General features: G+C 47.2%; 6 protein-coding genes. 2 read left to right on the forward strand and 4 right to left on the reverse strand.

All coding sequences use genetic code 11. The features are described from left to right. Window positions 1–103: 103 nt before the first annotated feature. From acnB to hrpB, 4 genes are all read right to left on the reverse strand, one after another. On the reverse strand, window positions 104–2,701 hold the full coding sequence (gene acnB / locus PK654_RS12830; RefSeq protein WP_271696164.1) for a bifunctional aconitate hydratase 2/2-methylisocitrate dehydratase: 2,598 nt from the start codon (window positions 2,699–2,701) through the stop codon (window positions 104–106). Between the two features lie 262 nt (window positions 2,702–2,963). After that, window positions 2,964–5,273, reverse strand: coding sequence for a patatin-like phospholipase family protein (locus tag PK654_RS12835; protein WP_271698879.1), 2,310 nt, complete (start codon window positions 5,271–5,273; stop codon window positions 2,964–2,966). 76 nt (window positions 5,274–5,349) lie between these two features. Then, a complete protein-coding gene (gene mrcB / locus PK654_RS12840; RefSeq protein ID WP_271696165.1) occupies window positions 5,350–7,725 on the reverse strand; it encodes a penicillin-binding protein 1B in 2,376 nt (791 codons plus the stop codon). Continuing rightward, window positions 7,715–10,189: an ATP-dependent helicase HrpB gene (gene hrpB, locus PK654_RS12845; protein ID WP_271696166.1), complete on the reverse strand. Its 2,475-nt coding sequence runs from the start codon at window positions 10,187–10,189 to the stop codon at window positions 7,715–7,717. The genes mrcB and hrpB overlap by 11 nt, the downstream gene beginning before the upstream one ends. Before the next feature lie 86 nt (window positions 10,190–10,275). Here hrpB and sfsA point away from each other — a divergent pair, with 86 nt between their 5' ends. Both sfsA and dksA read left to right on the forward strand, forming a co-directional pair. Next, window positions 10,276–10,995 carry a DNA/RNA nuclease SfsA gene (gene sfsA / locus PK654_RS12850; RefSeq protein WP_271696167.1) on the forward strand — a complete coding sequence of 240 codons (720 nt, stop codon included), beginning with the start codon at window positions 10,276–10,278 and terminating at the stop codon, window positions 10,993–10,995. Between the two features lie 141 nt (window positions 10,996–11,136). Continuing rightward, complete coding sequence (dksA, locus tag PK654_RS12855) at window positions 11,137–11,580, forward strand: RNA polymerase-binding protein DksA (protein ID WP_271696168.1); 444 nt, start codon at window positions 11,137–11,139, stop codon at window positions 11,578–11,580. The last annotated feature ends 43 nt before the right edge of the window (window positions 11,581–11,623 follow it).

The following is an 11,623-nucleotide window of genomic DNA, read 5'->3' on the forward strand; positions in this document are numbered from 1 at the left end:
AACATCCCGTCAAGGAATAACGCCCTATTTTGCACCGGCAGCAGATAAAAAAACCCACTCATTTCGAGTGGGTTTAACAAGTTTATCACTTTATGTCAGAAGCTTATGCCGGTTCCTGAAAGATTACCGTATCAGCTTTCTCTGTATACTGACCCATTTTATGGAAGTTCAGATAGCGATAGGTGTCAGAAGCGGTTGCATCAATCTGCTTAGCGTACTCCAGATACTCTTCCTTAGTCGGAATCTTACCCAAAATAGCACCTACAGAGGCAAGCTCTGCTGAAGCAAGGTAAACATTAGCGCCAGTACCTAAACGGTTCGGGAAGTTACGGGTTGATGTAGAGATAACCGTAGACTTATCCGCCACACGGGCCTGGTTACCCATACATAGTGAACATCCCGGAGTTTCAATACGTACACCGGCACGGCCAAAGATACCGTAGTAGCCTTCTTCAGTGAGCTGATCCTTATCCATCTTAGTCGGAGGAGCAATCCACAGGCGCGTATCTAACTGACCAGCGTAGTTCTCCAGCAGTTTACCTGCCGCACGGAAGTGACCAATGTTAGTCATACAAGAACCGATAAACACTTCCTGAATTTCCGTACCCTGAACATCAGACAGAAGACGGGCATCATCAGGATCATTCGGTGCACAAAGAATCGGCTCTTTAACATCAGCAAGATCGATTTCGATTACGTGAGCGTACTCTGCATCGCTGTCTGCTTCCATCAGTTCAGGATTTGCCAGCCACTCCTGCATCGACTTAATACGACGCTCAAGTGTACGTACATCACCGTAGCCTTCTGAGATCATCCACTTCAGCATCACAATGTTGGAGTTCAGGTACTCTTCGATAGACTCCTGAGACAGTTTCACAGTACAGCCCGCAGCAGAACGCTCAGCTGATGCATCTGAAAGCTCAAATGCCTGCTCAACCGTCAGGTGCTCAACACCTTCAATCTCAAGTACACGACCTGAGAACTCATTGATCTTACCTGCTTTTTCAACCGTAAGCAGACCTTGCTTAATACCGTAATAAGGGATGGCATGAACAAGATCACGCAGAGTGATACCCGGCTGCATCTCACCTTTAAAGCGAACCAGAATAGATTCAGGCATATCCAGAGGCATCACACCCGTTGCCGCCGCAAAGGCAACCAGACCGGAACCTGCCGGGAAGGAGATACCCAGCGGGAAGCGGGTATGTGAGTCACCACCGGTACCAACGGTATCAGGCAGCAGCATTCTGTTTAGCCAGGAGTGAATAACACCATCTCCCGGACGAAGGGAAACACCGGCGCGATTCATAATAAAATCAGGCAGGGTATGGTGTGTGTTTACATCTACAGGTTTAGGGTATGCGGAGGTGTGACAGAACGACTGCATCACCAGATCAGCTGAGAAGCCCAGACACGCCAGATCTTTCAGTTCATCACGGGTCATCGGCCCTGTTGTGTCCTGAGAACCAACGGTAGTCATCTTAGGCTCACAGTAGGTTCCCGGACGGATACCTTCTACACCACAAGCTTTACCAACCATCTTCTGAGCAAGAGTATAGCCTGCACCCGTATCTTCAACGGCAACAGGACGACGGAACACGTCAGACGGCTCCAGTCCTAATGCTTCACGGGCACGGTCTGTCAGACCACGGCCGATGATCAACGGAATACGGCCACCAGCGCGAACTTCATCAATCAGTACGTCTGTCTTCAGACCAAACTCGGCAAGAACTTCATCAGTCTCATGATTTTTTACCTTACCTTCGTAAGGGTAAACATCAATCACGTCACCCATGTTCAGTTTAGAAACATCAACTTCGATAGGCAGTGCACCGGCATCTTCCATGGTGTTAAAGAAGATAGGGGCAATCTTACCGCCAAGTACATAACCACCAGCGCGTTTGTTTGGCACATTCGGGATATCATCACCCATAAACCAAAGCACTGAGTTGGTCGCTGATTTACGTGAAGAACCAGTACCGACAACATCACCAACATAAACCAGTTGATGGCCTTTCTCTTTCAACTGCTCAATCTGCTTAACAGGGCCGATAGTGCCGGCCTGATCAGGTGCAATACCGTCACGCTCGTTCTTCAGCATAGCAAGTGCGTGCAGCGGAATATCAGGGCGAGACCATGCATCCGGTGCCGGAGAAAGATCATCGGTGTTGGTTTCACCGGTAACCTTAAATACGGTTAAAGTGATCTTCTCTTTAAGTTCAGGTTTAGATAAGAACCATTCTGCTTCAGCCCATGAGTTAAGTACTTGCTTAGCGTACTGATTACCAGCTTTAGCTTTCTCTTCCACATCATAGAAGGCATCAAACATTAGTAGGGTATGAGACAATGCTTCTGCAGAGATAGGTGCAAGTTCTTCATCATCGAGCAGTGAGATGAGTGGCTCGATATTATATCCGCCCTGCATAGTACCGAGAAGCTTTACCGCTTTCTCTTTACTTACAAGCGGTGAAGTCGCTTCACCTTTTGCAACAGCTGTCAGAAAGCCAGCTTTAACATAAGCTGCTTCATCAACGCCTGGCGGGATTCGGTTTTCTAACAGGTCAAGAATAAACTCTTCTTCACCTTTAGGTGGATTTTTTACAAGCTCTATTAATGCAGCTACTTGTTCTGCATCCAGTGGTTTTGCGACAACTCCTTCCACTGCACGTTCTTCGACGTGTTTTCGATAGGCTTCAAGCACGACTTATTCCTCTCATTGCGGTCCACTCTCTGGCTGAGAGTGAACATCCTTGGAAAACTTGGCTTCCTGCCGCAGATTATTATTTAGAAAAGAATTAATAAAACGACAGCGGCTAGGGGCCAAACTGTGCCAAGAGAATAGCAAATTTAACTAAAAATTAAAATCCATCCAATTTGACCAACATATCAACTTACGACTAAAGTTGTAATGTATGGAATATATATCACTATGAATTTTATAAGTTTTGTGAATCTAAATTAGACTAAAATGTATGGCCAAGAATTAAATAGGCAGAATTCCTGTTTCCTTCCGTTTTACCCAATGCAAACACAATCGGCCCGATTGGTGAGGCGATTCCTGCAAACAGAGAGCCGGCATGGTACAAGGGAGCATCCTTAATTTTCACTTTAGTATCGTTCCAGACCCCGCCATATTCGTACGAAGCACCAAGATAAACCGGTGCAGTAAACAGACCAAAGTCGTTTTCAAACCAGCGATACCGGTACACCAGACTGCTAAAGAACAGGTTCTGCCCGACCAGACTGTTTCGCGGAATGCCTGACAACCTGAGAAAACCACCAAGTTCCTTAGGGTCGATAGCCGGGTTATTGGAGGTTTTATCTTCCACAGCCCCATACTCCATATGGCCGACCAGAGTATGACTTTCCATACTGTATGCCCCCCGGGCTGACAGGGAGATCTCATGAACCAGATCATCTTTAAATTGCTGTACCTGAGTGACTTGACCATCAATGATTGCAGAGCCCTGCACTGAGTCATCAGAAATAAAGTATTCAGCGTTAAACATCACCCCTTTAGTCGGCAGGCTAAAATCATCAAGGGTATCAAGACGGTAGCGGGCAAAGGCCCCCTTTCTTATATAACTCGCTTTTCCGAACGCAGGAGCGGTTGTCAGACCAACACTTCCGTCTACATAGCGGACACCAGCGCGAAACTCCTGCCATAAGTGAGGCTGAAACCCCAAAGCAGCTTCGCCGCTAAACTCGGTATAAGTAGTAGATAATGAATTGTCTGCCATCTCCAGACTGGTTTCTGATCCCAGCCCGTCTACCGGACTGTTTTTCTTATCCTTGCTGTAGCTGATATCAACAATATTGAGCAGATACTGGTTACTAAAAAATGGTGAAGACCAGTTAGCAGATATCTGCCGGTCTGTACCCAGTTCGACATTAAGTTTTAGTTCGGCACCAAGACTATTCAGACCGGTAAAGTTGGTTGACACACCAATGGCATACTGACTGTCAGACTCAAAGTCCTCTTCAAGAAAGAAGCGGAAATTAACATAGTTGGGACCCCACTCTTTCTCTTTGACATTAAAAATAAGGTGGGTCTCATCATCTACATTTTCAAAATGGTAGGAGACAGTTTCAAAACGATCTAACGCATACAGGTTACGGACACTTGCTTCCAGTTGCTCTGTAGAAACACGGCTGCCTGACTCAACCCCTAAACGCTTGAGTACTAAATCGCTTCTATAGTGGGAGTGGTTGTTTAGCACGATATTATCAACCACCAGCTCATCGCCGTGTTTCAGCGTACGGCGTGCATCTTGTTTCTGATCGATATAGTTCTGATACTGAGCAGAAGAAACAGAATAACGCTTAAGCTTTTCTTTCTGTTTAATTGCTTCCTGATATCCCCACTGGAAGGCCTGTGGCATTTTATCAAACTCAGTGGTTTCCATATCACCGACGGCAGGCAGCAGCAAGGTATCCTGCTCTGACAGCTGATCCGTCTGCTCGTTGGTTGTACGTCGAACCAGATAGTTAGAGATCTGTCCCGCTACCGTCATCATATCGGTAACATCGTCTTCATCTAAATAATCGGTACTGATATCAACGGCAATGACAAAGTCAGCGCCCATCTGTTTGGCTAGATCCACCGGCATATTGTTGGTGACACCACCATCGACCAGCAGTTTACCGTCCAGAGGATAAGGAGGAAGCGCTCCGGGTACTGACATACTTGCCATCATGGCATCGGTCAGCAGCCCTTTATCAATAATCACTTCTTCCAGATGAACAATGTCCGTTGCCACAGCCCGATACCTTAAGGGAAGCTCATCAAAAGATTTGAAAGAGGGGTGGTTTCCGGACGTCTCCCTAAGGATCTGCATCATACCCTGCCCCTGCACTATCCCTTTAGGGGAGCGAATTTCACTCCAATTCAGACCCAGATCCGTGTTTATCTGATAGTAATCTTCATAAGCCTTATCTCTCACCCTTCTTTCACTTCGGTTAACTCTGTCTTTATAACCGTCATTCCAGTTAGTGGTGTAAATTAAGGATTCAATTTCGTCCGCACTCATGCCGGTCGCATAGAGCCCGCCGACATACGCTCCCATGCTGGTACCAGTAACTATATCTACTGGTATATGCATCTCTTCAAGGGCTTTCAGCACACCAATATGAGCTGCTCCTTTCGCACCACCACCAGCTAGCACTACCGCGATAACAGGCCGAGACGGTTTGACCGCTTCTGCCTCATTGCTCTCTTTTGCTGATGCCAGACTCTCTGCTGACACTACAGCAGGAAAAAGCAGGCAACTCATTACCAGCAGCTTAATGGCGGAACGAATGACTTTCATTCAATATCCTTATTCTTTAGGGACTTTGCATTTATCTTACTTAATTAAATAGTTTTTTTAACCAGTTAGTCCCTGACGAATCACACGTTTTACGCATCTTGCCGTTTTTGTCCCATACGGGTAACGTAAATTTGTTAGTGCAGTCCAGTTCAAATGCACCACTGCTGCTCTTTTTAAAGCCAAAAGTACTGACACCTTTCGGCCACGGCAAAGATAGTCGCTGAGGAACCCGCTCATTCAGATAGTCAGCATAGACCCTTAATGCTCCACTTGAACCGGTTAATTTAGTCGGTTTGTTATCGTCCCTGCCAACCCAGATAGTCACCACTTCCCGACCATCGACACCGACAAACCAGCTATCCCGGCTGTCATTACTGGTGCCTGTTTTTCCGGCCAGTGCCGCCCAGCCATATTTTCCCTGAAGATAACGTCCGGTTCCCTCAGCAACGGCTCTCTTCATCGCATAAGTTGTCAGCCAGGCTGCCTGTTCATCGACTGTCGCACTCATCTTAGGGATAAACTGATATAGGGTGTTATCGTCCAGATCTTTTACCACCCGAAGAGCCGACAGTTGCGCTTTCTTACCTGAGTTAGTCAGGGTCTGGAACATCTGGGAGACCTGAAACGGTGACAGAGAAAACGCCCCCAGAAACATCGCCGGTACAGGGCGAATCTCATTTCTGTCCACCCCGAGGGCATCCAGGGTATTTGATACCCTTGGAATGCCCAATTGCATGCCAAGACGTACCGTTGGAATATTCAGAGAGTAAGCAAGGGCTTTGTACAGAGGCACCTCACCACGGAACTTTTTATCAAAATTCTGTGGCTGCCAGACACTTCCTTTACTTCCCTTCAGCTTTATCGGTTGATCGTTCAGAGTAGTCGCCAGATTATACCGGGCAGGATCAGAAAGCGCCGTCAGATAAACAGCAGGTTTTACTAAAGAGCCTATCGGCCGGCTGGCATGTAACGCCCGGTTAAAGCCGTCATAGCCTACCTGTTTGCCGCCCACCATAGCGCGGATCTCACCTGTCTGCCGGTCAACGGCTACTGCTGCTGCCTCAAGCCCTTTTCCGTTTGTTTTTTCTAGCTGAGCAACTTTTCTGGAAACGGCTTTTTCCATCAACTGCTGAGAAACAGGATCCAAAGTAGTAAACAGGCGCAATCCTTTAAAGTTGTCAAAATTCTCACCTACCCGGTTTCTCAGCTCATTTTTCAGTTGCTGAAAATAGGCTGGCTGACGGCTGGCAATTTTAGGTTCTTTCTGAATATCAAGGTCGCGACTAACCGCCTGATCATATTGAGTGCCTGACAATATCTCCTGCTGCATCATCAGCCTGAGAACCAGATCCCGTCTCTCTTTCGCCCTTTCAGGGTATCGGATTGGGTTGTAATAAGAGGGGCCTTTAACCATACCTACTAACAGAGCCAGTTGATCGAATCTCAGCTCCTGCAGTGGAACGCCAAAATAAAAACGGGCAGCCAGACCAAAGCCGTGAACGGCCAGACCTTTCGCCTGCCCCAGATAAACTTCATTCAGGTAAGCTTCCAGAATACGGTCTTTGTCGTAGCGGTAGTCCACAATAAGGGCAATATAAGCCTCACGGATCTTGCGCCATAAGGTTTTTTCCCGTGATAAAAACAGATTCTTTGCCAGCTGTTGTGTCAGAGTACTTCCTCCCTGAACCGTACGGCCTGCTTTGATATTGGCCACCAGCGCCCTGAGGATAGAAGTGGGGGAAACCCCGTCATGCTGATAAAAATCTCTGTCTTCCGTTGTCAGCAAAGCATCGACTAGAAACTCTGGGAACTGCTCCCGCTTGAGGAACAGACGGGTCTGATCGACCTCTTTCTCAAGCATTCCCAGCATCTTAGGTTCGATGCGCAGGTAACCCATATCGCTTTTCTTCTCCAGTGAGGAGATGCGGTTCAGACCAAGATTATCGAAGTAGAGCATCACATGACGATCGGGCTGCGGCCCGTCTTCAAACTCAAACGGGCGACGGATTAATTCGATTTTAGTAGATGAAGAGGAGTACTCGCCAGGGTGACGCGGCTTACTCACCTTACGATAGTTGAGTACGTCCAGCTCCTGACACATTTCGTGAATACTGATCTCTTTGCCCGGATAAAGATCCAAAACACGGGCATAAACGACCGTCGGCAGATCGAAAATCTGACCATTAAACCGGGCTCTTACAACGGAGTCCAGATAAATACCGATAAAAATCAGTAACGCAACTACCGCCAGTGACAACTTCCAGCTAAAACCCCATAAGCGACGCAACAGGCCCGGTTTGCCCTTGCGGCCTCTGGTCGCTTTTTTCTTACCCGCCCCTTTTGCCGTCTTTCTTTTAGGCGTGGTTGCCGCTTTCCGGCTGTTTTTTTTAGGGGCTGAAGGTTTTTTATTTGTCATTTTTTAACTGTCGTTTTGTTTTAGTTGTCGCAATATGATTAGCCGGGTCATCGGGCCAGACATGCTTAGGGTAGCGCCCTTTCATCTCTTTCTGAACCTCTTTATAAGCTCCCTGCCAGAAAGCAGCCAAATCTGAGGTTATCTGCAATGGCCTTTGAGCCGGAGAGAGTAGTTCAAGAACAATCTTCTTAGTTCCGTTGGCAATAAGTGGTGATGCCTGCTCTCCAAACACTTCCTGCATCTTCACCGAAAGTTTCGGCTCTTTTCCCGGCTGATAATCAATTCTTTTCCGGCTGCCAGTCGGCAGCTGATAATGAGTCGGTAACAGAGCATCGATCTCCTGCCCTAACTGCCAGCCGATATAAGCACTCAATGCCGTCTGCAGATCAATTTTTTGCATCGACTTAACACTAGTTACCCCCGTCATAAAGGGCTCAAGCCACTGTTCCAGATTGTCCAGTAATCCTTCTTTGTCCAGAGGCGGCCACTGTTTTTCCGGGAACCATTCAGCAGCGCAACGATATCTATTAAGTAAGGCGTCACTTGCACTACTCCAGTTAAGGGACTTCAGTCCTTTTCTGCGGATATAAGTGAGTAAAGCCTGATTCAGCTTGCTCTTATCCGGTTCAGGCAGAGCTTCTCTGCTTACAATCAGTTTACCGAGACAAGATTGTGACTCTGCAACCAAGCGCCCTTTTTCTTCATTCCAGTCTACCTTCTCAACCTGAGTAAAGAGTTGCGGAAGTTGCTGCTGAAGCTGTTGGATATCCAATTCTGCAGCCAGAAAAATCCGGCTCGCCTGTTGCTGAGAGCGCATTAGCTCCACAGCCACAATATAGGCAGAAGCGGACAAAGGCTCTTCGGTTGAAATAAAGGCACCGTGTCCGTTAGCCAGAACAAATTGGCCGGAATGTTTGCCACGGTTCTGGGCAACTCTGTCCGGGTATGCCATGGCAAGGCAGACTCCGATAGCCTGTTCAGCAATATCGGTCTTATCAAAGCTAAACCTGAAACGGGCTGCTAGTGTCTTGATGCGTTTCTCCAGAACTCTCTGCTTGTTATGCCTTGCCGATTTAACAAGATAGATTCCCTGAGCAATATCCAGATATTGATGGCCGGTTTCTTCAATAAGAGCTACCAGCGCCAATGCACAGCTGATAAGCATTTTTTGCTTAGTCGCCGCCGCGTGATGCAGCATGGCCGCCATTCTCGGTTCCAGACCGGAAGCGGACATCTCTTTTCCGGCTGCGGTTAGTGTTTTCTCAGCCGTCGTAATACCTAGTCTGCTCAGCAGTTGATAGCCTTGTTCAACAGCCGCTGAAGGAGGGGTGTCCAGCCACGCCAGAGCTTGTACATCGGTCGATCCCCACTGCGACAACTCCAGACAGAGAGAAGAGAGATCGGAGCGTAAAATCTCAGCCTGAGGCACCTTAGCCTGCTGCTTGAGTTGCTCCTGACTGTACATTCTGACACAGATCCCCTCTTCAAGGCGTCCTGCCCGTCCGGCTCTCTGCTCTGCCGATGACTGCGCTATACGCACCTCTTCTAAACGGGTGACGCCACTGTTTAAATCAAATCTGGCAACACGTTCCAGTCCTGAATCAATAACAACCCGGATCCCCTCAATAGTCAGAGAGGTTTCAGCAATATTGGTCGCCAATACAATTTTACGTTTGCCGTTAACAGTAGGTGCGATCGCCTTTTGTTGCTCAGCAAAGTCCAGTTGCCCGTATAGGGGGCAGATATCAACATCTGCGGCAATGCCCTCTAAACGCTGAGATAACTGCTTAATCAGAGCTACTCCCGGTAGAAACACCAGTATTGAGCCTTGTTCGTTTTCAACAACAGAAGACACTTTACGGTATATTGCGTCAGCAACTCTTTCATTGGTTCTTAACGGTGCGTATCTATGCTCAACGGGATAACTTCTTCCGTGGGACTCAATATAAGCCGCCTGAGGAAGCAGTGTCTGAAGGGCTTGCTGATCCAGTGTCGCTGACATCACCAGAAGTTTAAGGTCATCTCTCAAGGCCTCCTGCACTTCCAGACTAAATGCCAGAGCACAATCGGCATGCAGACTACGCTCATGAAACTCATCGAAGATCAGCAGGTCAATACCGTCCAGTTCCGGTTGCGACTGAATCATCCGTGTCAGAATACCTTCCGTAACAATCTCTAACTTGGTATCGGCACTCACCCTGCTTTCGCCCCGGATACGATACCCCACCTGTCCGCCCACTTTCTCACCTAACTGCCCGGCCAGATAAGCGGCAATGTTTTTCGCTGCCAGCCTTCTCGGCTCCAGCATCACTATTTTTCCCTTTATCCAGTTCTGACCTAAAAGCGTCAGGGGCAATAAAGTAGACTTACCGGCTCCGGGTGGGGCTTTCAGGATTAATTGCTGATTGTTCTGCAGCTTTTCCAGTAGCGGGGTGATAACAGATTCAATGGGAAGTTGTGACAATGGGAAACCTTAGCCTGTAGAATGGAGCAGAGCCTTCAATTTAAAGAAAATAAGCAGATTGTAAAGAGACTGGATAAACAGTAAAGATGAGATTTGACCCAGAGCTAAAAAGCGCCACTCTGATTAAGCGCTATAAACGATTTCTTGCCGATATAGAACTAACAGACGGAGAACAAACCACCATACATTGCGCCAATACCGGGGCAATGACAGGTTGTGCCGATGCAGGGAATACTGTCTGGTACTCAACATCAGATAACCCGAAACGAAAATACCCCCATAGCTGGGAATTAAGCCAGACCCAAAATGGCGACAAAATCTGTGTTAACACCCAGAGAGCAAACCAGTTAGCCGTTGAAGGGATCAATAACGGAACCATCGTTGAACTGGCCGGATACGATAATCTGCGGACAGAGGTCAAATATGGCAGTGAAAATAGTCGAATTGATATCTATCTTGATTCCGAAAACAGAACTCCGTGCTATATTGAAGTGAAAAGCGTGACTTTGCTCGAAGAAAATCAAGAGCGTCCCGGGCTGGGTTATTTTCCCGATGCCGTCACCACCAGAGGCCAGAAGCATCTGCGTGAACTCACAGAAATGGTCAATTCTGGGAGCAGGGCTGTACTTTTGTTTACGGTTTTACATTCAGGGATTGAAAAAGTATCCGTTGCACACCATATAGATGCAACTTATTCACAATTACTAAAACAAGCAAAAGAAGTTGGTGTTGAGATACTCTGCTATAAAGCCGAGTTATCAGAAAGTGAGATTCGTCTTGTTGAAGCAGTTGAGTTTATTGACTAACTGTGAAAAATGATGGGATCTTCACACTGAAAGCAAATAGAAAATTTCTGTATTTGCTTCCAGCTTTTCTTTCTGCTAAAAATACCCGCCTTAAAATTAGCTGCTTATCAGCTGATTATTGGTGTATGTAGGAGATGAGGTATGCCAGAAAAGAAAAAAGCGCTAGGCATCCTAGCCATTGCAGGAGTGGAGCCATACCAAGAGAAGGCTGGTGAAGAGTATATGTCACCAGAGCAAATGGCTCATTTTACTAAGATTTTAGAAGCTTGGCGTAATCAACTTATGGACGAAGTTGAGCGTACTGTGCACCATATGCAGGACGAAGCAGCAAACTTCCCGGATCCTGTTGACCGTGCGTCTCAGGAAGAGGAGTTCAGCCTTGAACTTCGCAACCGTGACCGTGAACGTCGCCTGATTAAGAAGATTGAGAAAACACTGCTTAAGATTGAAGAAGATGACTTTGGCTTCTGTGAATCATGCGGTGTTGAAATTGGCGTTCGTCGTCTGGAAGCGCGTCCGACAGCAGACCTTTGCATCGACTGTAAAACTCTTGCAGAGATGAAAGAGAGACAGATGCAGGGATAATCCTGAATTATTCTTAAAAGGGAGCGAATGCTCCCTTTTTTGT

Source organism: Vibrio sp. SCSIO 43137 (assembly GCF_028201475.1).
In the GTDB taxonomy this organism is placed as follows: Bacteria; Pseudomonadota; Gammaproteobacteria; order Enterobacterales; family Vibrionaceae; genus Vibrio.

What these genes read in the sequence shown, in the direction of transcription:
- PK654_RS12835 (WP_271698879.1), bottom strand. Translation starts at nt 5,273, where the DNA reads ATGAGTTGCCTGCTTTTTCCTGCTGTAGTGTCAGCAGAGAGTCTGGCA.
- mrcB (WP_271696165.1), bottom strand. Translation starts at nt 7,725, where the DNA reads ATGACAAATAAAAAACCTTCAGCCCCTAAAAAAAACAGCCGGAAAGCG.
- sfsA (WP_271696167.1), top strand. Translation starts at nt 10,276, where the DNA reads ATGAGATTTGACCCAGAGCTAAAAAGCGCCACTCTGATTAAGCGCTAT.
- dksA (WP_271696168.1), top strand. Translation starts at nt 11,137, where the DNA reads ATGCCAGAAAAGAAAAAAGCGCTAGGCATCCTAGCCATTGCAGGAGTG.